This is a genomic window from Pseudoduganella sp. GCM10020061 (assembly GCF_042683405.1).
Taxonomy (GTDB): Bacteria; Pseudomonadota; Gammaproteobacteria; order Burkholderiales; family Burkholderiaceae_D; genus Telluria.
On sequence record NZ_JBHUJS010000011.1, the window covers coordinates 205273 to 225475 of the forward strand.

Here is a 20203-nt window from a genome sequence, read left to right on the forward strand (position 1 = left end):
AAATGGTTGAACTGAATGTCGAAGGAATGAGCTGCGGCCACTGCGCTGGCCGCGTGTCGAAAGCGATTGCCGACGTCGATCCTGCCGCGAAGGTGGAAGTGGACGTGGGGTCGGGCCTGGTGCGCGTCACCTCGTCGGCGCCCGTGCAGGAACTGGCGCAGGCGGTGAGCGAAGCGGGCTATCCGGCTTCCCCGCGCGCATGAGCAAGGTCACCGTTCTGCCGCATCCCGAGCTGGCGCCCAATGGCGCCGAATTCGAGGCGGACGACAGCGCCAACCTGTGCCAGCAGCTGCTCGACCATGACGTCGACCTGGAGCACGCCTGCGGCATGGTCGGCGCATGCACGACGTGCCACGTGATCGTCCAGCATGGATTCGACACCCTGCCCGAAGCCAGCGACAAGGAAGAGGATATGCTCGACCGCGCCTGGGGCGTGACACCGCATTCGCGGCTGTCGTGCCAGATCACGCCAGGCGACGAGGACTTGGTGGTGGCGCTGCCGCGCTACACCGTCAACCTCGCCCGCGAGTAAAGAAAGGGGACCGTCCCTCCGGGGACCGTCCCCCACCCCTGCAACCGCCCAGCGCCTGTGCGATCGACAGCGTTGCCGGTGGGCGCGTGAGCGGCGTGGCGATATGCCGTGCCCTTACTTCTTTGCCTTCGCCGCGGCGTCGTGCGCGGCCATGGCCCTGGCGTGCGCGGCCAGGTGCTTTTCGTGCGCACTCTGCTTGACCCCACTGTGCTCGGCGTGCGCCGCGAGATGCGCTGCAATGTGTTGCGCGTGTTCGGCGGCGCCAGGCTCGTTCGCACGCGCTGCGAGGTGCGTCGCGATGTGCTGCGCATGCGCGGCATGATGCGCTGCCCTGTGCTGCGCGGCCGCCTGCTCATGGGCGGCCTGGTGCTGGCGGGCCGCGCGGTCGCTTTCCGCCTCGGCTTGCTGCGCCACGTGCGCGTGTTCCGGCGCGGACTGGGCCGCAGGATTGCCCGGGTCGGCCGCCTGCGCAAAGGCGTTGGATGCGGCGAGAGCGAGCACGCAAGCGTGCAGGTATGCGAGTTTCATATGTGGTCCTTGGGATGGTGTGGATAGTGTCAGGCCGAGTACAGGCAGCGTTTGTCCGGCCATGGGCCGGCATGGAGCGGTCAGGATGGCCGCGGCGGGCGTGCGAACGGAGACAGCGCGTGGCCCGGATTGAATTGCGGTGACAACAGCAGCGTTTTCATAACAAAACTCATGCCAGGAATGTTATCACAGGGCGGATGGGGGAAGGCGGGACTACTGGCGCAATTTGCCCCGGACTGGTAGCCTTCGGATCGGGGCTGCAGCGAACTTGCCCGCGCCCGCGCAACACCCCTGGGACCCGCCATGAACCTCCATCCGATCCAGCTGTTCGACGCCGAATCGTCGACTTTTACCTATATCCTGTGCGCGCCTGGCGAAAAGCAGGCGGTGATCATCGATCCGGTCGACCACAACTTCCAGCGCGATGTGGATCACCTGGAGCGCCTGGGCCTGACGCTCGCGTACGTGCTGGAGACGCACGCGCATGCGGACCATGTCACCTCGGCCGGCCGCCTGCGCCAGCACACCGGGGCGCTGGCCGCGGTCCCGAGCGGTTGCGGGATCCCGCCGGCGGAGCTGCAACTGGTGGACGGGGACGTGATCCGGTTCGGTGCGGCCGAGGAGATCCGCGTCGTCCATACGCCCGGGCATACCGCCGGCAGCATGTGCTACCTGTGGCGCGGGAATGTGTTTACGGGCGATACGCTGCTGATCAACGGTTGCGGGCGCACCGACTTCCAGAGCGGCAGCTCGGAGGCGCTGTACGACAGCGTGACCAACATCCTGTTCAAGCTGCCCGACGACACGCTGGTCTGGCCGGCGCACGACTACAAGGGCCAGAGCGTCTCGACGATCGGCTGGGAGCGGCAGCACAATGCGCGGCTGGCCAATCGCAGCCGCGCGGACTTCGTCGAGCTGATGGCCAACCTCAAGCTGCCTCCGCCGCGCATGATCGACATCGCCGTGCCGGCCAACCGCAACCTCGGCCTGCCGCACAGCGTTTAATCCGGCTGCGGCAGTGCGCTGGCAAGCAGGCCTGACATGCGCTTCCAGTGCGACCCTTTCCAATAGACGCGGCCGCAGCGGTCGCACGTGCGCAGCTCGCGCTGCGTCTCGCGCACCGATGGCGGCAGGCGCTCGATCACGTCCTCGAGGGCCACGTCACGCAATGGCTGGTTGCAGTGCAGGCACAGGCTGAAGGGCCTGCTGTGCGGCGCCAGGCGCAGGCGGGCGGCGATTTCGCGGAACTGCTCCCCCGGCGCGAGCGCGTGGACATAGCAGCCGTGCGCGATGCCGCGGCGCTTGAGCAGCTCACGGTCGCGCGTCAGGACCGTGCGCTGCTGGTCCGATCCGATGCGCTCGATGGTCGCGTCGTCGTAGCCGTTGTCGTACAGGGTATCGAAGCCGGCCATGCGCAGCGTGCGCGCGAGCCCGCCCAGATGAGCGTCCGCGACAAAGCGCAGCGGCGCAGGGTCAGGTGGCGCAACGCCGAGCCGCGTGAAGGCGGGATACGCGGTGACGCGATCGCCCTCGGCCAGGAGATGGCCGAGCGGCGCGGGCTGGCCGTTCACCAGCAGCAGCGCCACTTCGGTATGAGGCACGCCCAGCGCTTCCACCATATGCTTGGCGGTCGCACCCTGGGCGCAACGCAGGGTGCAGTCCGCCCCGCGCCGGCTGCGCTCGACGAACTCGTTCAGCTCCGCGTAGAAACGGAAGGTGGCGGTGACGGATGGCCTCAATGGATGCTCCAGCCGCCCGGGCGGGCGTCCTGCTAGGCTAGGCCATCCGGTGCCTGCAGGTCGCCCGCTTGGAACGGCTTACTGGGTCAGCTGCGCGGTGCGCTGGAAGCGGCGGATCTTCTCCAGCACGCGCGCCGGCAGGGCGGTGATCTGCTTGGCGTGGTTGGCGAACACGATCTGCTGGCGGCCCCTCGACACCAGCTTGCCGCCCGCGTAGAAGCGGAACTCCAGCCAGAACGAGCAGCGCTTGACGTCGTAGGTGTTCATCTCGCACGTCACTTCCTGGAACGGGAAGGTCTCGTGCACATAGTCCTGCTCGGCGTGCTTGGTGATGAACACGCCTTCTGCCTGCAGCATGTCGGCCGCTACGCATTCGTAGAACCAGCGCTCGCGGCAGATGCCCTGCCACTCGAAGTAGCGGGCGAAATACGTATTGCCATAGGCGTTCGAATCTTTCAGGTAGATGGTCAGTGCATGGCGGAAGGTCTCGCCTGTGCGCGGCACTTCGCGCAGCGTGAGCGGAGCGGGCAGGATCTGGGCGTTGGCAAGGGGCAGGGCGGTTACGGTATTGGTATGGACTTGCATGTCGAGCTCCTTAGTCTTGAAAGTGGCGCGCCTGTTGCGGCGTTCTGCCCCGGTAGCAACCGTGGCCCCCCATCAATAGAACTTCTTGCCGATCCAAATATGATCTGGCGCAAACATTGCCTATATTCCACTGGTGCCAGGATGGACTGGAGCAATACCGGTTGTTACCATCCGGCATAACTTCAACCCGGCTCGCCCCGATGAACACATTGCTGCCCGGACTGGTTTCACTGCTGTTCCTCGGGTTCGGCGCCTATGTGCTGGTCTCTCGCGGCCTGAACCGGGTGAGCGGTGCCTTCTTCGCCTTGTGCGCCACCACGTTCTGCTGGCAGTTCGCGTGGTCGATCCTGTTCCAGCTGGAGGACGCGGCGGCGGCGGACGTGGTGGCGCGGATCGGTTATTTCCTGATCCTGTTCCTGCCGACGTCGCTGTACTACTTTGTGGTCGAACTGACGATGGAGCGGCGCGAGATTCCGGCCGTACTCGCATCGTGTGCCGCTGCGGGCGCGCTGGCCGCGCTGCTGGTAGGAACCGACCTCGTCGTGGCAGGCACGTGGGAGTACAGGTACGGCTTTTACCCGCGCGCCGGCCCGCTGCTGGTGCTGCACATCGTGCAGACCGTGGCCGTGATGCTGCGCGCGCTGGTCCTGCTGTACCGTAACATGCAGCGCGCGATGTCGGTCGAGCGGCTGCGGCTGCGCTATTGCTTCGCCAGCATGCTCATTTATTTCATCGCTGCGATCGACTACCTGTGCAATTACGGCGCGGGTTTCTATCCGCCTGGCGTGCTGTTCATCGCGCTCAGCCTCGGCATCATGGCGCAGGCGATCGCGCGCCACTACCTGCTGGCCAATCCCATGATGCTGGCGGCGACCGTGGTGCACGAGATGCGCACGCCGCTTGCGACGATCCGCAGCCAGGCGCGCTTCCTGTCGCAGCGCCTGCCTGAGCTGATCGACGGCTATGAAGCCGCGCTGGCCGCCGGGGGGCGCGACCGGCAGGCGGACGAAGCCCGGATCGCCTACTTGCGCGGGCTGGGCCACTCGATCGAAGCGGAGGTGCAGCGTACCAACTTTATTGCCGACATCGTCCTGGCCAATGCCCGGGAAGGGCGGATGGACAGCGGCTCGTTTGCGCTGCATGCGGTACGTGAATGCGTGGACGAGGCGCTTGCCTGCTATCCGTTCGAGCCGGGCATGCGCGAGCGGGTCAGGCTGGGGCGGCAGGAGGACTTCGTCTTCCGGGGTTCCGCCGCTTTACTGGTACTGGTGCTGTACAACCTGCTCAAGAATGCGCTGGCGGCCGTGCAGGAGTCTGGTGGCGCGATCGAGATTGCGTACTACCGCGCAGGTGCGCACTGCCGCCTGGTGGTCACCGATACCGGACCGGGCATCCCGGCCCATGTGCTGCCGCACGTCTTCGATCCGTTCTATACGACACGGTCGGGCGGCACGGGGATGGGACTGGCGTTTTGCAGGCGGGTCGTCGCGGCCTTTGGCGGCCGGATCGGCTGCGAATCTCGCGAAGGGGAATTTACCGCCGTCTCCGTCGAGCTGCCGCAAGTGGACCACGCCGTTGCCGCCGTCTAGGCGGCGGGAGAAAAAACAAAGGGCGCTCCTGTTCCAGGATGCGCCCATCATATTAAAGCCCTGGCTTTGCAGGGCTTTCTCGTGGCAGGTCCGCTCAGGCGGACGGGCACGGATCGATCAAGCGGAGAACTTTTCGTTCTCGGAGCGGCGGCGAGCCGCAAAGCCTACCAGGCCGAGACCGGCCAGCAGCATCGCATAGGTTTCTGGCTCAGGGATTGGGGCCAGTTGCATTGCGAAGCCGTAGGTGCCGCCATGCGAGCCGTTTGCGTTACCGGTCACCTTGATGACGTAATCGCCCGCTGGAAGATCCATCGAGAAATTGGTGGTGTTGTTGCCGTCATAGGTGAACAGGCTGGTCGAGCCGGACCACAGGGTGTACTGCAGGTTGTCGATGTTGCTGACGTTCTGGCCGCTCAGCATCACGTTCAGCGGGTTCGCGGCCGATGCCAGGTCGCCTGCCGTGATCGAGAAGTTGATCGTGTCGGTAAAGGTGCCGATCGTGTCGTGATCGAACAGGTGGTAGAACGTGTCCGGAGCAACCGGAATCATGCCAGCATCATGCACGATGTCTGCAGCAAACGCGGAGCCGGAAGCCCCCAGGGCCAAGACCGCAGCAGCGGCAAAGGTCTTCAGTTTCATGTTGATCTCCAAGTGACAGGTTAATTAAGCCGCGTCGGCCTCCGGATAGCCGGGGCCGTCTACTTGTGAGCTTGGGATTCCCGCACGGTTATTCGGGGTGTGCGTCGATCCCGCCAGCCATCCACCGCAGACTACTGACGTGCTCATCAAGATGAACCTAGCTTAGCATTGTGAATTTCAAAATGTTTGCAACTTTGCCAATTGTGCGCACGTCTACAACAGTATTTTTTGTAATAAGTGCGGTAGCGCACGATGATATTTTCCGGCTGGAAAGCTACCGGAAGTATTACCTTCTGATACGCAACGTATGATATGGATGAGTAACGCTGATATATCAGTTGGCCGTGCGTGATATATTACAGCTTTGACTGATCAGGGAGCCGCGATGAAAGCCGAAAACATTTCCGATGCAAGCAGCCGCGCCTATCAGTTTCTGCGCGAGCGCATCGTTGCCGCTGGCCTGAAACCGGGCAGCCGCATCTCCGAGCACGACATCGCAGCCGAGCTGGGCATGAGCCGCACGCCCGTGCACGACGCCGTGCTTAGGCTGGCAACTGAGCAATTAATCGAAGTCCGGCCCCGCGCCGGCACCTTTGTCACCCGCATTGCCCCGGCCGCGCTGGAGGAAGCGCTGCTGGTGCGGGGAGCGCTGGAACTCATGGTGGTCGAGAAGGCGGCCGAGCGTGCCGGTATCGACGCGCTGGCCGGCTTGCGCGCCGTGCTTGCACGCCAGTCTGACGCTGCGCGGGAAGGGGACGTGGCCGCGTTCCGCCAGCTGGGCGACGAATTCCACGCCGCGCTTGCCGCCGCAGCCGGTATGCCCGGGGTGTGGTCGCTGGTGCGCCAGCCCAAGACGCACCTGGACCGCTACCGCATGCTGGTCAGTCCGGCTCCCGGGCGCATGACGGCGGCCTTGCTCGAACACGGCGACATCCTGCGCGCCGTCGAAACGCGCCACCCGGGGCGCGCTGCCCAGGCCATGCGCACCCACCTGCGCCACCTCGTGCCCGGACTGAACGTCGCGCTGGCGCTCAAGCCCGAGTACGTCACCGCGCGCTAGAGCGGCAGGGCGGTCGAATACTTCACCTCGCGCAAGGCGACCGCCGTGTTGATGTTGCCGACGCCTTCGAGCTTGAACAGGACATTGTGCAGGAAGGCCTGGTAGGCCTCCATGTCCGGCACCACCACCTTGATCAGGTAGTCGGAGTTGCCGGTGGTTTCGTAGCACTCCACTACCTCGTCGCGCAGCTGGATCGCCTTTTCGAACTCTTCCACAACCCCGGCCGCATGCCGGTTCAGCGTCACATGCGCGTGGCAGCACACCATCAGGCCGACCTTGCGCCGGTCGACGATGGCCGCATAGCGCTTGATATAACCGTTCTCCTCCAGTTCCTTCTGGCGGCGCCAGCAAGGCGTTTGCGACAGTCCGACGCGTTCGGCTAGCTCGGCGGTCGACAGTTCGCTGTTGCGCTGCAGTTCTTCGAGAATGCGGACCGATGCGGTGTCAAGAGAATGGGTTTTCATATAGTGGCTCGATTCGAGAACAATTCTCCGAATTTTGACATAACAGCAGTAAAACAGGATAAATATTCTGCTCCGGAAGAACTATCATTCCGTTATCCTGACCAGAGCCTGTCCTATGAATTCGTTTACCGACCGCATCGACCCGCCTTCCGCCGAACTCGCCGACCCGGACTACCGTCTTGACGACAACCTGCGGCGCGAGCAGGGCCGCGTGTTCCTGACCGGCACCCAGGCGCTTGTGCGCCTGATGGTCATGCAAAAGCGGCTCGACGCGGCCAATGGCATCAACAGCGCCGGCTTCGTCAGCGGCTACCGGGGCTCCCCGCTGGGCGCGGTCGACCAGGAAATGTGGCGCGCGCGCACGATCCTCGGTGAAAACGCCATCGAATTCCTCCCCGCGATCAACGAAGACCTTGGCGCTACCGCCGTGCTCGGCACGCAGCAGGTGGAAACCGACCCCACCCGCAAGGTCGATGGCGTGTTCGCCATGTGGTATGGCAAGGGTCCGGGCGTGGACCGTTCCGGCGACGCGCTCAAGCACGGCAACGCCTACGGTTCTTCGCCGCATGGCGGCGTGCTGGTGGTGCTGGGCGACGACCATGGCTGCGTTTCCTCGTCGATGCCGCACCAGAGCGAGCAGGCGCTTATCGCCTGGAGCATGCCGGTCATTAACCCGGCCAACATCCAGGAATACCTCGAATTCGGCCTGTACGGCTGGGCCCTGTCTCGTTTCTCGGGCAACTGGGTCGGTTTCAAGGCAATTTCCGAAACGGTCGAAGGCGGCGCCGTGGTCGACCTGCCGGCCATGCCGCACTTTGCCATCCCGGCCGACTACGCCTACCCGCCGGAAGGGCTGCACTACCGCTGGCCCGACCTGCCGAGCCTGAAGATCGAACAGCGCGTGGCCGAGAAGCTCCATGCCGTGCAGGCGTTCGCCCGCGCCAACTCGATCGACCGCCTGGTGGTGCGCGCGCCGCAGGCCAGGGTCGGCATCGTCAGCGCCGGCAAGGCGCACCTGGACATGATGGAAGCACTGGAACGCATGGGCCTGGGCGTTGACCGCCTCGAGCAGCTCGGCGTGCGCATCTACAAGCCGGGCCTGACCTGGCCGCTGGAGCGCACGCGCCTGGACGCGTTCGCCGAAGGCCTGGAAGAGATCCTCGTGGTCGAGGAGAAGGACCCGGTCATCGAGCACCAGCTCAAGAGCCACTTCTACAACCGCAGCGTGCGCCCGCAGGTCGTGGGCAAGAGCGACGCCCAGGGCCAGCCGCTGCTGGCCGCCATCGGCGAACTGCGCCCCTCGCGCATCGCGCCGGCCCTGATCCGCGTGCTCGGCGCGCGCTTCCCCGAGCTGGCGCTGGGCCAATACCTGCCCGCGTTCTGCAAGGCCGACTTCGACGGCACCCCGGCCAGTGCCGTGCGCACCCCGTATTTCTGTTCCGGCTGCCCGCACAACACCTCGACCCGCGTGCCGGAAGGCTCCACCGCGATCGCCGGCATCGGCTGCCACTTCATGGCGACCTGGATGAAGCGCGACACCGTGCAGCTGACCCAGATGGGCGGCGAAGGCGTGACCTGGGTCGCGGCCTCGCGCTTCGTCGGCAAGAAGCACGTGTTCCAGAACCTGGGCGACGGCACCTACTTCCATTCCGGCTTCCTGGCCGTGCGCCAGGCGATCGCCGCACGCGCCAACATCACCTACAAGATCCTGTACAACGACGCGGTCGCCATGACCGGCGGCCAGCCGGTGGACGGCAAGCTGTCCGTGCCGCAGATCGTGCAGCAGGTGCTGACGGAAGGCGCCGTGAAGGTGGTGGTGGTCACCGACTACCCCGAGAACTACGAAGCCGTGCAGCTGCCCGCCGGCGTCACGGTGCACCACCGCAGCGAACTGGACGTGGTCCAGCGCCAGCTGCGCGACACCGAGGGCGTCACCGTGCTGGTGTACGACCAGACCTGCGCCGCCGAAAAGCGCCGCCGCCGCAAGAAGAAGGAATACCCGGACCCGGCGCGCCGCCTGGTGATCAACCCGGCCGTGTGCGAAGGCTGCGGTGACTGCGGCGTGCAGTCTAACTGCCTGTCGATCCTGCCGCTGGAGACCGAACTGGGGCGCAAGCGCCAGATCGAGCAGTCGTCCTGCAACAAGGACTACTCCTGCGTCGAAGGCTTCTGTCCGAGTTTCGTGTCCGTGCTGGGCGGAGAACTGCGCAAGCCGGAAGCGGCGCAGCTGGACCGCGCGCGGATCGAGGCGGCGCTCGAACGCCACCCGCTGCCGCAGCCGTACGGCTTCGACAAGCCGTTTGAAATGCTGGTCGCAGGCGTGGGCGGCACCGGTGTCGTCACCATCGGCGCGCTGGTCACCATGGCCGCACACCTGGAAGGCAAGGGCGCGTCCACGCTCGACTTCATGGGCTTCGCGCAGAAGGGCGGGGCAGTCATGTCGCATGTGCGCATCGCCTCCTCGCCTTCGGCGCTGAACCAGGTGCGCATCGACCTGCAGCAGGCCGACGCCGTGCTCGCGTGCGACATGGTGGTCGCTTCGATGCCCGACGCGCTGGCCGTGATGCGCAAGGCGCACACCGTGGTCGTCGCCAACGAGCGCGAGATCCCGACCGCCACCTTTACCCAGGATCCGGACGCCACCAACAACATGGGCGCACTGTTCGCGCAGCTGCGCGCGGTGGTCGGCGACGACAAGGTGTTCGCGCTGGACGCGCAGGACGTCTCGGCGCGCCTGCTGGGCGACCCGATCGCCGCCAACATCCTGATGCTGGGCTACGCCTGGCAGAAGGGCATGGTGCCGGTGTCGCTGGCCGGCCTGATGCGCGCGATCGAATTGAACAACGTCGCCATCGACATGAACAAGAAGGCATTCACGCTGGGCCGCCTGGCCGCTGCCGACATGCAGGCGCTGGACGCGCTGGCAGCGCCGCGCGCCAAGGTCATCCAGTTCACCGCGCCGTCCTCGCTCGACGAGATCGTCGCATCGCGCAGCGCCCTGCTCGAGCAGTACCAGGACAAGCGCTATGCCGCCCGCTACGTCGAACTGGTGCGCGCGGTGCAGGCAAGGGAACTCGAAGTGGATGGCGCGCAGTCGAAGACGCCGCTGGCCAAGACCGTCGCACGCAACCTGTACAAGGTCATGGCGTACAAGGACGAGTACGAAGTCGCCCGCCTGCATGCCGACCCGGCCTTCCGCGCCCAGCTCGACGCGCAGTTCGGCGGCGACTGGAAGCTCCAGTACCACCTGGCGCCGCCGCTGCTCGCGCGCGCCAAGCCTGGCAGCGACGTGCCGGCCAAGATGACCTTTGGCGCGTGGATGCTGCCGGTATTCCGCATGCTGGCCCCGCTCAAATCGCTGCGCGGCACCGCGCTCGACGTGTTCGGCTACACCGCCGAGCGACGCCGCGAGCGCGCCTGGCGCGACAGCTACATCGAACTTGCCCGCGACATCGCATCCGGCCTGACGGCGCAGGACAAGCCGCAGTACGCCGCCCTGGCCGCGCTGCCGGAGCAGGTGCGCGGCTTCGGCCACGTCAAGCTGCGCAACCTCGACAAGGCGCTGGCGGAGCAGACCCGCCTGCGCGCGCAGCTGGCGCAGCGCCAGGCCGCGTAACAGGAGGAGAGGCGGGCGGCGGCGCTCAGCGTTCGCGCGCCAGCACTTGCGCCAGGCGCCCGGTATCGACCGGCTTCACGAAGTGTGCGTCGAAGCCTGCTGCGAGGGCGTCGGCCCGGTCCTGTTCCTGCCCGTAGCCGGTGACCGCCACCAGCCAGGCGTGCGCCGTCACCGGCTGCGCGCGCAGCCGCCGCGCCAGCTCGTAGCCATCGATGTCGGGCAGGCCGATATCGAGCAGGCATGCCTGTGGCGCGAAGGCCGGCGCCATCTCCAGCGCCGCGGCCGAACTGAGTGCGACTTCGGTTTCATGGCCGAGCGCCCGGACCAGCATTGCGAGCGTATGCGCCGCGTCGGCATTGTCGTCCACGATCAGCACCCTGGCCGGCGTGCAGACGGGCGCGCTGGCGTGCGTTTCGCCGGGCTGCATGCGCTGGCCCTGCGCGTGCGGCAGGCACACCGTGAACCGGCTGCCGTGGCCCGGTCCCCGACTGTGCGCCGTCACATGGCCGCCATGCAGCTCGACCAGGCTCCTGACCAGCGCCAGCCCGATGCCGAGACCGCCCTGCGAGCGGTCCGGACTGCGCTCACCCTGCGCGAACAGCTCGAACGCACCCTCCACCAGGTCCGGCGGCATGCCGATGCCGTTGTCCGACACCGCCACGCAGGCCTCGCCGCCCGAAACCTCGACCCCGACCTCGATCCTGCCGCCGGGGGGAGTGAACTTGATCGCATTATTGAGCAGGTTGGTCAGTACCTGCACCAGCCGCTTGTGGTCGCCCATCACCAGCGCCGGGCCGCCCGGCGCCGGCCGCGCCAGCGCATGCTTGCGCGCCGCGGCCAGCGGCAGCACCTGCTCGATCGCATCGGCCACCACCGCGCGCATGTCGACCGGCTGCATGTCCAGTGTCACCAGGCCGCGCGTCACGCGCGAGACATCGAGCAGGTCATCGATCAGCGCCGACATGTGCTTGACCTGGCGCGCGATGATCGCGCTCGCATTCCTGACTGTTCCGTTCGACTCCTGGGTGATGCGCAGCAGGTCCGCCGCAGCCGCGATGGGGGCCAGGGGATTGCGCAGCTCATGCGCAAGCATCGCCAGGAATTCATCCTTGCGCTGGTCGGCCAGGCGCAGCGCCTCCTCATGCTGCTTGCGCTCCGTGATGTCCTGCACCGTGCCGCGTACCGCGATCGTGCGGCCCTCCTGGTCCAGCACCGCCTCCGATTTCGCGTTCACCCAGATGCGCCGTCCGCTCGCATGGATCCCTTCGAGTTCCAGGTCATACGACCCGCCGGACGAGATGATCTCCTTGGTTGCCGCGTCCACCCGGTCCCACGACTCCTCGGCCAGGATCACCCCGCGCTGCTGAGAGAACGGCGGGACGTCGCGGCCGTAGATCTCCGTGAACGAGCCGGTTGTGGCCACTTCCCCGGTCCTCGGGTCGAGCAGCCAGTTGCCGAATTTGGCCAGCCGGTGCGCCTGGTCCAGCTCCTCGTCGCGCGCCTTGATCATCGCCTCGTGCTGTTCCAGCACGCGCGCGGCCTGCCCGATCGCGTGCGCGACCTCCTCGGCTTCGCGGAAATGCACGTCCGGGGCCGGGGCCGGCGTCCCGCGGCCGAGCGCCGCGGCCGGCGCGATCAGCGCCTGCACCGAGCGCGCGATGCGCCCGCCCATATACCAGGCCAGCGCCAGGCCGATGGCGAACAGCAGCGACACCCCGACCGCCAGCCGTGCGACAGGGACAGCGCTGCTCACCCCCATCTGGTCCTTCGGGATCCCGATCGCCACCACCCAGCGGGTCTGCGGCGAGCGCTTGAACACCGTCAGCACCTTCACGCCCTCCAGCGTCGTCGTTTCGAGCACCCCGTCATCGTGCGTCCGGAGCGTGGCCACCAGGCTGGGCGATGCCGCCTTGCCGACGAAGCGCGCCGGCGACTGGCTGCGGCCTGCCACCACGCCGGCGCTGTCGAGGATCGCCACGATCCAGCCGGGCGGCAGGGGCTGGTCCAGCAGCATCTGGGTGAAGTACTCCGGCATGATGCTCACCGCCAGCGCGTAGCGCGGGTGGCCGTCGATGAACACCGGCACATTGACCGCGGCGGTCGGGCGCTTGAGCATCGCCGCCGTAAACACATTCGAAATGAGCGGCGTGCCCGATTCGATCACCGGCCGCACGTGTTGCGGATTGTCGGCCCGGGGCAGAGTGGCGCCGGGCGCCGCCAGCGCGTTAAACACATGGTTGCCGTCGCGGTCGCGCACCACCACGTTGGTATTCCCACCGAGCGTCTCCACAGCCGCGCGGGCCTCCAGGCGAAAGCGCGCGAAATCGAGCTCCGCGAGGGCGACCGAGCGGGCCAGCGTCTGCGCCACCGCCTGCGCCCTGAACAAATGATTGTCCACCACCTGCACCAGCGCGTGCGCGGTCTGCACCGTGATGCGCTCCTGCTGCAGCCGGCTCTCGCGGTACTGGTACGCAAAAAACAACGTTGCCGCCACGACCCCTGGGACGAGGCAGGCCAGCACGAGCCGCGTCAGCAGCAAGCGCACCGGCGGAGACGACGCGGAAGGATCACTCGTTTTTCTCATTCTTGACCGAGGCTAGCATAAAAACCACAGGGGTCAGGTCACAGAAACCACAGGGGGGCAGCTCACTGCCCCCACCCCCGGGGTCAGGCACCCAGAGGAATACGAGGCCTGACCCCGGGTTTGAGCCAGCGCAAGAAAAAGGCGCGAATGCGGTCTGATCCGGTATCGGAATCCATGCCTTAACGTGTTGAATTGGGTGGAAGTAGCGTTTAACGCGCCCGGGGTCAGGCGCCACGGGAACTCGCCGGGGTCAGGCACTCCCCTGCGGGCAGGCCTGACCCCCGATTTGATGCAGATCAGCAGGTGGGTGCGCACGGGAGAGGCATCATGCGCGCACCGAGTGTTGTGTGGAAGACGCACCCGGGGTCGGGCGCCTCCCTGCAAAGGAGGCCCGGCCCCGGGGTGAGGTGGCGAAAATTAGTTCGCGAAGGCCGCTGCGGCCGGGGTGATGACGACCGACTCAGGCTTGATGCCCAGCTTCATGGAGCCGATGACCTGGTCTTCGGCCAGGACGTCGGCGCTCTTGGCGCCGTCGTACTTGACCGGGCTGAAGGCGTCGGTGACCAGCGCTTGCTTGAGGCCGGCGGCGTCCTTGGTGATCATGACGACCGAGAGGTTCTTCGCCGACAGGTGCTTCCTGATGGCGGCGTTGACGTCGGCAACCGTCATCTTCGACAGGGCGTCGCGCATCATCCGGGTGAATTCCGGCGTGCCGTACCACTGCGAGTCGAGCGCGTAGCCAAGCTGCTGGTCCTGGGTCGCGGTCATGACAAACACGTTCTTCATCAGGTAGTCGCGGGTGGTCTCGAAGTCCTGGGCGGTGAGGCCCTTGTCGACCAGTTTGCCCAGTTCGAACAGGGCGATGCGCAGCGCCATGTGCGCGTTCTCCGGCGCGACCGGACGGATCCAGACTTCGAACAGCTGCGCCTTGCGGCCCAGGTTCGGGCTCGGGAAGAACTGGAACATCCCGCGCGGGAACGCTTCGATGTAGGCGTAGTCGCCGTAGTTCATGCCGCGCAGTTCGCGGATGCGCTGGTACAGGTAGGAGTTGGAGGCGCGGTGCTCGCCCAGCCAGGTCTTGGCCAGCCACAGGGCAGGGAAGTCCGGGTGCGAACGCGTCACGGTCAGCGGCAGGCCGAACGAGATCGCGGTGGCGCGGGTGTTCTTTTCGATGATTTCGACTTCCAGGCCATTCGGCATGCGGCCCTGCGGCACCGGGGTCGCCGGCAGTCCAGGTCCGGCCGCGAGGCGCGCCAGTTCGCGCTTGAGCGAGGCGGTCATCTCGTCGCTGACGTCGCCCGAGATGCCGACGCGGACCGCGCCCTGGGTGTAGGCCTGCTTGTAGAAGGCCTTGACGTCGTCCAGCGTGATCGCGTCCAGCCCGGCGATGGTGCCCAGGACAGGGTGCGCGTAGCCGGTGCCGGCGAACACGTTGACCTGCAGGCGCTCCTTGCCGAATTCCTCTTCGTTGTTGTCCTTGAGGTCGAGCACGAGCGCATTCTTGTGCAGGTCCTTGAGGCGGCGGAAGTCTTCTTCGCGGAAGCCCGGGTCGACCAGCATCGGCATGGCGATGTCCAGGTACTGGTTCCAGTTGTCCTTGTGGGTGGAACCGGTAAAGGTGGTCATTTCCTTGTCGGTCTGGTCGTTGAAGCTGGCCGCCATCGGGAACATGGCCTTGGTGATGTCGGCGAACTTCATGTCGCGCGAGCCGGCGGAGGCGACCATCGCGGCGGTCAGTGCGGCCAGGCCTTCCTTGCCCTTCGGATCATGCGCGGAACCGGCCGCGAAGACCAGCTTGAAGCGGATCTGCGGTAGGGTCGACTTCTGCACCAGCACGTCGAACTTGCCTTCGCCCGCTACGCTGGCCATGGAGGACAGCTTTGGGAGTTGCGACATCGCTGCCGGCATCGGCTCGCTCGACAGCGTGGTGACAACCATGTTGGCGTCGGTCAGGTACTTGTTCGCTGCAGCCTGCAGGTCCTGCGGGGTGAGCGAGTCGACCACGCGGTAGTAGTTGTTCAGGGTGCCGTACGAGCGGTTGTAGTGGACGTACGAGGCCAGCGTGCTGGCGATCTGCTCGGTGTTGTCGAGCGAGCGGATCAGGGCGTACTTCTGGGCGGACTTGGCGTCGGCCAGTTCCTTGGCGGAGACCGGGCGGGTGCGGGCGTCGGCGACGGTCTTCATGATCGCGTCGCGCACGTACAGGGCGTCATCGAGCTTCTTCACGCGCGCGCCGATGGTGGCCAGGGTCGGGTCCACGCGCGGCGGGGTGAAGTCGAACAGCTGGTCGACCTTCTGCTCGTCCTGCACCAGGCGCTTGTACAGCGGGGAGGTGCGGCCGAACTGCAGCGACAGCAGCATCGACAGCGCGGCCTGGTCCTTCTGCTTGTCGGAGAATGCCGGCGAGCGGAACGCCACGGTGACGACCGGCAGGGTCTTGGTCTGCCAGTTCACGTGGGTGTAGATCGGGCCTTTGGCCGGCGGCTCTGCCGGCACGCTGGCCTTGTAGCTGCCCGGTTTCCAGTTGCCCCAGTATTTTTCGACCATCGCGATCGCTTTCTTCGGCTCGACGTCGCCGGCGATGATCACGGTGGTGCGCTCGGGACGGTACCAGCGGTCGAAGAAGACCTTGGAGTACGCGTACTGGTTGGGCATGTCCTCGATGTCCTTCAGGAAGCCCATCGTGGTGTGCTTGTAGGTGTGCGTGCTGTACGCGGCGTTGCGCTGCGCTTCGAGCAGCTTGGACATCGGGTTGGCACTGTTCTTGTTGTACTCGCCCAGCACGGCGCGCGATTCGGTCTTGAAGACGGCTTCAGGGTAGTCCAGGTTCTGGAAGCGGTCTGCCTCGACTTTCAGCACCGTTTCCAGGTCTTCCTTGGCAAAGGTGGTGTGGTAGTTGGTCAGGTCGTCGCTGGTGTAGGCGTTCTGGCGCGCGCCGGCCTTGGTGATGATGTCCTGGTATTTCTCGGGCGGGTAGGCTTTGGTCCCGCGGAACATCATGTGTTCGAAGAAGTGCGCGAAGCCGGATTTGCCCGGTTCGATTTCATTGCGCGAGCCCGTCTGCACCGGAATCTGCACCGAGACGATGTTCGGGAAGCCGGTCGGCACGACGATGATCTTCAGGCCGTTCGGCAGGGTCTTTTCCGTCGCCGTGAAAGGCAGCACGTCGCTCCTGGCCGGCGCGGGCGTGGCGGCCCAGGCGCTCGAGAACAGTACCGGCAGGGCCGCCAGTACGAGGGATGTGATTCTTGGCACGATGCCTCCTTATATTTGTGTGGCGCAAAGGATAAGGGAATCGCCACACAAATGACAGCGTGCATTGTTGTTTTTACGGTGTATGCATGGGTATGTACAGAGAGCCGATCCGCACGGATAGTTCCCCCGCAGATCAGGCCATTTCGGCCTGGGGCAGGCTGATGCGGTTGCGGCCCAGGTGCTTGGCCCGGTACAGCGCGGCGTCGGCAATGCCCACCAGTTCATGCGCGTCCATGCCGCTGGCGTCGAGCGCGGTGGCTGCGCCGATCGACACCGTCACCAGGCGCTGCGGCGAGAGCGGGTTGGGCAGCTGCATCCGCTCCACCCGGCGCCGGATCCGCTCCGCCACCACGGCGGCGCCCTTGAGCGATTCGTTGGGCAGGATCACGGCAAACTCCTCGCCGCCGTATCGCGCGACCAGGTCGTTGGTGCGCATCTCGCTCGAGACGGCGCTGGCGATGCGGCGCAGGCAGTCGTCGCCGCCCAGGTGGCCGTTGGCGTCGTTGTACTGCTTGAAGTTGTCCACGTCCACCATCAGCAGCGACAGCGGCTGCTTGTGCCGCTGCGCGCGCGCCCATTCGGCCTGCAGGGTGTCGTCGAAGCAGCGGCGGTTGGCCAGCCCGGTCAGCGCGTCGCGCCGCGCCAGCAATTCCAGGGCTGCGCGGGCGTCGCGCTCGTCGGTCATGTCGCGCAGGGTTTGCACGACGGCGACCAGTTCGCCGTCGTCGTCGAGGATGGGGCTGGCATCGGCGGCAAGGTAGCGGCGCTGGCCGGCGCGGGGCATGTCGCACCAGTTCTCGGCCCGCAGGTGCGAGCCGCGCGTCAAGCCTGCCGCGTCGCAGGGCATGCTGTGTCGCGGATACAGGATGCCGATCTCGTCGGTGCGGTTCTGGACCACCAGGTCCGCCAGGGTTGGGCGCGGTGCCTGGTAGAAGCTGCGCCAGTGTTCGCGCGTGCCGACCATTTCGCCGGCCGGCACGTGGGTCAGGTCTTCGCAGGCCCGGTTCCAGATCACCACTTTGCAGTCCGGGTCGATGACGAAGGCGGGGACCGCCAGCCGCTCCATGAGCCTGCCTGCGAAGTCGTCGATGGTGCTATTTATTAAGGTCATATTCTGTCCGTTGGGCGAAGATTGGCACCGGGTAGGTTTCGATTCTGCCGTGCAAGTCTCGCGTAGTATTGATCTTGGGCAATGTTAGTGAGCGCGGGGGATCGACACGGTGACGCAGGTGCCGCCGCCTCCCTTGCTGTCGATGGCAAGGCTGCCGCCGGCCCCGCGGATACGCTCGCGCATCCCGTGCAGCCCGCAGGCCCCGGGCGACAACACGGGCCCGATGCCGATCCCGTCGTCCTGGACCCGCAGGGTCAGTCCGTTATCGGCATCCGCGTCCAGGTCGACCTGCACCTGGCTGGCCTTGGCGTGGCGCGCCACGTTGGCCAGCAGTTCCTGCAGCGTCCTGAACACCACGATGCCCGCGCTCGGGGTGACGTCGTCCAGTTGCGGCGTGATCTGCAGCCGGTGTCCCACCCCGGTTACGCGCGAAAAGTCGTCCAGCTGTCGCTGCACCGCGTCGCTCAGACCCGTTTCCAGCGCCGGCGTGCGCAAGTCGTGGATGATGGCGCGCAGGGAAAGCATGGTGGCGTCGACATGGCGGATCAGCTGATCGACCTGGCCGCCAAGCGGGCCGGCGATGCTGTCGCACAGCCGGCTCAGTTCCAGCTTGAGCACGAGCAGGCTCTGGCCAAGGTCGTCATGGATGTCACGGGCGATGCGCTGCCTTTCATGGTCACGGGCTTCACGGGCGGATGGCTTCATGGGCTCTCCTTTGTAGGACCTGTCTTACAACGTTACCGTTGCCGTGCGGAAGCTACTTTGTGATATCGCAAGCCAGCGGCAATTACGCCGCCACCCGGATCGCGTTATAATGGCCGGTTGATCGATTGCGGCAGGCGGCGTACAAGTGACTTACAGCATCAAAGAAATGTTCTACACCTTGCAGGGGGAAGGCGCGCATGCCGGCCGCCCGGCGGTGTTTTGCCGTTTTTCCGGCTGTAACCTGTGGACCGGCCGCGAGGACGACCGAGCCAGCGCCATTTGCCAGTTCTGCGACACCGACTTCGTGGGCACGGACGGCGAAGGCGGCGGCAAGTTTCGCGATGCCGCATCGCTGGCCGCGCGTATCGACAGCCTGTGGCCGCAGTCGCATCCAATCAACAAGTACGTGGTCCTTACCGGCGGCGAACCGCTGCTCCAGCTGGACGCCCCGCTGATCGAAGCAATGCACGCGCGCGGTTTCACGATTGCGATCGAAACCAACGGCACGCTGCCGGTCCCGCCGGGCGTGGACTGGGTGTGCGTGAGCCCGAAGATGGGTTCGACCCTCGTGGTGGGCAAAGGCAACGAGATCAAGGTCGTGATCCCGCAGGCGAACCAGGATCTTGCTGCCTACGAGCACCTGGAGTTCGACAATTTCTTCGTGCAGCCGATGGACGGCCCGCTGGCCGCTTTCAACACTACGCTGGCGATCGAGACCTGCAAGCGCAACCCCAAGTGGAAGCTGAGCATCCAGACCCACAAACTCCTACAGATTCCTTAAGCAATGCTGACCATTACCCGCAAGCTCGAATTCGATGCCGGCCACCGGATTCCAGACCACAAGAGCCAGTGCCGCAACCTGCACGGGCACCGCTACACCCTCGAGATCACCCTGGTCGGCAATGTGATCGAGCAGGAAGGCAGCTCGGACAACGGCATGATCATGGACTTCTCCGATATCAAGGCGCTGGCCAAGCAGCACCTGGTGGACGTGTGGGACCATGCGTTCCTGGTGTACGAGAAGGATGTTCCAGTGCGCGAATTCCTCGCCTCCATGCCCGATCACAAGACGGTCGTGATCGACCGCATCCCGACCGTGGAGAACCTGGCGCGCACCGCATGGGATATCCTGCGCGCGGCCTACAAGGACCGCTACGGGACCGGCCTGCACCTGCACAAGCTGGTGCTGCACGAGACGCCAAACTGCTGGGCAGAGATCGTTGAAGACGCCTGAAGACTTCATGCGCCTGGCGCTGGCCGAGGCCGACAAGGCCTGGGCGCTGGGTGAAGTGCCGGTAGGGGCGGTGGTGGTGCGCGATGGCGAAGTGATCGCCACCGGCTTCAACCAGCCGATCGGCACGCATGATCCGACAGCCCACGCGGAGATCGTGGCGCTGCGGGCCGCGGCCGCAAAGCTGGGCAACTACCGCCTGCCGGGCTGCGAACTGTACGTCACGCTGGAACCGTGCGCCATGTGCTCCGGCGCCATGATGCATGCGCGCCTGGCCCGCATCGTGTACGGCGCGCCCGACCCCAAGACGGGCGCCTGCGGCTCCGTGGTGGACATGTTCGCCAATGAGACGCTGAACCACCACGCCCAGGTCGAAGGCGGCATCCTGGCCGAGGAAACCGGCAATATGCTCAGGCGTTTCTTTGCGGAACGCAGGGCGCTCGCCGCCGCGGCAAGGCGCGCACCGGAAGCCGCACCGGACTAAGCAAAAAAGCAAAAACTGGTATCCTCGATCGCATCGATCGGGGAGGCCGTCTTGCTGCCGCGTTTCCATATTCCTGCCGTT

General features: G+C 65.8%; 18 protein-coding genes. 9 read left to right on the forward strand and 9 right to left on the reverse strand.

Annotated elements, in window-relative coordinates:
* Positions 1-2: 2 nt before the first annotated feature.
* Positions 3-203 carry a heavy-metal-associated domain-containing protein gene (locus ACFSQR_RS15265; RefSeq protein ID WP_377730805.1) on the forward strand — a complete coding sequence of 67 codons (201 nt, stop codon included), beginning with the start codon at positions 3-5 and terminating at the stop codon, positions 201-203.
* Entirely contained in the window at positions 200-532 is a 333-nt protein-coding gene (gene fdx / locus ACFSQR_RS15270) for an ISC system 2Fe-2S type ferredoxin (protein ID WP_377730806.1), read from the forward strand. The genes ACFSQR_RS15265 and fdx overlap by 4 nt, the downstream gene beginning before the upstream one ends.
* 114 nt (positions 533-646) lie before the next feature.
* On the opposite strand, the gene ACFSQR_RS15275 is transcribed toward fdx, so the two are convergent.
* The gene (locus ACFSQR_RS15275) at positions 647-1060 is read right to left on the reverse strand and encodes a hypothetical protein (protein ID WP_377730807.1); all 414 of its coding nucleotides are present in this window, start codon (positions 1058-1060) and stop codon (positions 647-649) included.
* Between the two features lie 303 nt (positions 1061-1363).
* Between ACFSQR_RS15275 and ACFSQR_RS15280 the strand changes: the two genes are divergently transcribed.
* Positions 1364-2065, forward strand: a complete 702-nt coding sequence (locus ACFSQR_RS15280) for an MBL fold metallo-hydrolase (protein WP_377730808.1) — start codon at positions 1364-1366, stop codon at positions 2063-2065.
* On the opposite strand, the gene ACFSQR_RS15285 is transcribed toward ACFSQR_RS15280, so the two are convergent.
* Entirely contained in the window at positions 2062-2799 is a 738-nt protein-coding gene (locus tag ACFSQR_RS15285; RefSeq protein WP_377730809.1) for a Mut7-C RNAse domain-containing protein, read from the reverse strand. The two genes, ACFSQR_RS15280 and ACFSQR_RS15285, sit on opposite strands and share 4 nt — an antisense overlap.
* Before the next feature lie 78 nt (positions 2800-2877).
* On the reverse strand, positions 2878-3384 hold the full coding sequence (locus tag ACFSQR_RS15290) for an acyl-CoA thioesterase (RefSeq protein WP_377730810.1): 507 nt from the start codon (positions 3382-3384) through the stop codon (positions 2878-2880).
* Between the two features lie 200 nt (positions 3385-3584).
* Here ACFSQR_RS15290 and ACFSQR_RS15295 point away from each other — a divergent pair, with 200 nt between their 5' ends.
* A complete protein-coding gene (locus ACFSQR_RS15295; RefSeq protein WP_377730811.1) occupies positions 3585-4973 on the forward strand; it encodes an ATP-binding protein in 1389 nt (462 codons plus the stop codon).
* 117 nt (positions 4974-5090) lie between these two features.
* On the opposite strand, the gene ACFSQR_RS15300 is transcribed toward ACFSQR_RS15295, so the two are convergent.
* A complete protein-coding gene (locus tag ACFSQR_RS15300) occupies positions 5091-5612 on the reverse strand; it encodes an FxDxF family PEP-CTERM protein (RefSeq protein WP_377730812.1) in 522 nt (173 codons plus the stop codon).
* Between the two features lie 385 nt (positions 5613-5997).
* On the opposite strand from ACFSQR_RS15300, the gene ACFSQR_RS15305 reads away from it, so the two are divergent.
* Positions 5998-6672, forward strand: coding sequence for a GntR family transcriptional regulator (locus ACFSQR_RS15305; protein WP_377730813.1), 675 nt, complete (start codon positions 5998-6000; stop codon positions 6670-6672).
* On the opposite strand, the gene ACFSQR_RS15310 is transcribed toward ACFSQR_RS15305, so the two are convergent.
* Complete coding sequence (locus tag ACFSQR_RS15310; RefSeq protein ID WP_377730815.1) at positions 6669-7136, reverse strand: Lrp/AsnC family transcriptional regulator; 468 nt, start codon at positions 7134-7136, stop codon at positions 6669-6671. The genes ACFSQR_RS15305 and ACFSQR_RS15310 overlap by 4 nt on opposite strands.
* 115 nt (positions 7137-7251) lie before the next feature.
* Here ACFSQR_RS15310 and ACFSQR_RS15315 point away from each other — a divergent pair, with 115 nt between their 5' ends.
* Complete coding sequence (locus ACFSQR_RS15315; RefSeq protein ID WP_377730817.1) at positions 7252-10752, forward strand: indolepyruvate ferredoxin oxidoreductase family protein; 3501 nt, start codon at positions 7252-7254, stop codon at positions 10750-10752.
* Between the two features lie 25 nt (positions 10753-10777).
* On the opposite strand, the gene ACFSQR_RS15320 is transcribed toward ACFSQR_RS15315, so the two are convergent.
* The 4 genes from ACFSQR_RS15320 to ACFSQR_RS15335 form a co-directional block, all read right to left on the reverse strand.
* Complete coding sequence (locus ACFSQR_RS15320) at positions 10778-13336, reverse strand: ATP-binding protein (RefSeq protein WP_377730818.1); 2559 nt, start codon at positions 13334-13336, stop codon at positions 10778-10780.
* 417 nt (positions 13337-13753) lie between these two features.
* Positions 13754-16591 carry a M16 family metallopeptidase gene (locus ACFSQR_RS15325; protein ID WP_377730819.1) on the reverse strand — a complete coding sequence of 946 codons (2838 nt, stop codon included), beginning with the start codon at positions 16589-16591 and terminating at the stop codon, positions 13754-13756.
* A 133-nt stretch (positions 16592-16724) separates the two neighbouring features.
* Positions 16725-17702 (reverse strand): diguanylate cyclase, encoded by a 978-nt coding sequence (locus ACFSQR_RS15330; RefSeq protein WP_377730820.1) that lies wholly within the window; start codon positions 17700-17702, stop codon positions 16725-16727.
* 84 nt (positions 17703-17786) lie between these two features.
* On the reverse strand, positions 17787-18407 hold the full coding sequence (locus ACFSQR_RS15335; protein ID WP_377730821.1) for a sensor histidine kinase: 621 nt from the start codon (positions 18405-18407) through the stop codon (positions 17787-17789).
* A 145-nt stretch (positions 18408-18552) separates the two neighbouring features.
* On the opposite strand from ACFSQR_RS15335, the gene queE reads away from it, so the two are divergent.
* Genes queE through tadA form a run of 3 tightly spaced genes read left to right on the forward strand, consistent with a single transcriptional unit; the run spans position 18553 to position 20122 of the window.
* Entirely contained in the window at positions 18553-19188 is a 636-nt protein-coding gene (gene queE, locus ACFSQR_RS15340; RefSeq protein ID WP_377730822.1) for a 7-carboxy-7-deazaguanine synthase, read from the forward strand.
* Between the two features lie 3 nt (positions 19189-19191).
* The gene (queD, locus tag ACFSQR_RS15345) at positions 19192-19641 is read left to right on the forward strand and encodes a 6-carboxytetrahydropterin synthase QueD (protein WP_377730823.1); all 450 of its coding nucleotides are present in this window, start codon (positions 19192-19194) and stop codon (positions 19639-19641) included.
* Positions 19642-19648: 7 nt separating this feature from the next.
* Positions 19649-20122 carry a tRNA adenosine(34) deaminase TadA gene (gene tadA / locus ACFSQR_RS15350; protein WP_377730908.1) on the forward strand — a complete coding sequence of 158 codons (474 nt, stop codon included), beginning with the start codon at positions 19649-19651 and terminating at the stop codon, positions 20120-20122.
* Positions 20123-20203 lie beyond the last annotated feature (81 nt).

What these genes read in the sequence shown, in the direction of transcription:
- ACFSQR_RS15265 (WP_377730805.1), top strand. Translation starts at nt 3, where the DNA reads ATGGTTGAACTGAATGTCGAAGGAATGAGCTGCGGCCACTGCGCTGGC.
- fdx (WP_377730806.1), top strand. Translation starts at nt 200, where the DNA reads ATGAGCAAGGTCACCGTTCTGCCGCATCCCGAGCTGGCGCCCAATGGC.
- ACFSQR_RS15275 (WP_377730807.1), bottom strand. Translation starts at nt 1,060, where the DNA reads ATGAAACTCGCATACCTGCACGCTTGCGTGCTCGCTCTCGCCGCATCC.
- ACFSQR_RS15280 (WP_377730808.1), top strand. Translation starts at nt 1,364, where the DNA reads ATGAACCTCCATCCGATCCAGCTGTTCGACGCCGAATCGTCGACTTTT.
- ACFSQR_RS15290 (WP_377730810.1), bottom strand. Translation starts at nt 3,384, where the DNA reads ATGCAAGTCCATACCAATACCGTAACCGCCCTGCCCCTTGCCAACGCC.
- ACFSQR_RS15295 (WP_377730811.1), top strand. Translation starts at nt 3,585, where the DNA reads ATGAACACATTGCTGCCCGGACTGGTTTCACTGCTGTTCCTCGGGTTC.
- ACFSQR_RS15300 (WP_377730812.1), bottom strand. Translation starts at nt 5,612, where the DNA reads ATGAAACTGAAGACCTTTGCCGCTGCTGCGGTCTTGGCCCTGGGGGCT.
- ACFSQR_RS15305 (WP_377730813.1), top strand. Translation starts at nt 5,998, where the DNA reads ATGAAAGCCGAAAACATTTCCGATGCAAGCAGCCGCGCCTATCAGTTT.
- ACFSQR_RS15310 (WP_377730815.1), bottom strand. Translation starts at nt 7,136, where the DNA reads ATGAAAACCCATTCTCTTGACACCGCATCGGTCCGCATTCTCGAAGAA.
- ACFSQR_RS15315 (WP_377730817.1), top strand. Translation starts at nt 7,252, where the DNA reads ATGAATTCGTTTACCGACCGCATCGACCCGCCTTCCGCCGAACTCGCC.
- ACFSQR_RS15320 (WP_377730818.1), bottom strand. Translation starts at nt 13,336, where the DNA reads ATGAGAAAAACGAGTGATCCTTCCGCGTCGTCTCCGCCGGTGCGCTTG.
- ACFSQR_RS15330 (WP_377730820.1), bottom strand. Translation starts at nt 17,702, where the DNA reads ATGACCTTAATAAATAGCACCATCGACGACTTCGCAGGCAGGCTCATG.
- ACFSQR_RS15335 (WP_377730821.1), bottom strand. Translation starts at nt 18,407, where the DNA reads ATGAAGCCATCCGCCCGTGAAGCCCGTGACCATGAAAGGCAGCGCATC.
- queD (WP_377730823.1), top strand. Translation starts at nt 19,192, where the DNA reads ATGCTGACCATTACCCGCAAGCTCGAATTCGATGCCGGCCACCGGATT.
- tadA (WP_377730908.1), top strand. Translation starts at nt 19,649, where the DNA reads ATGCGCCTGGCGCTGGCCGAGGCCGACAAGGCCTGGGCGCTGGGTGAA.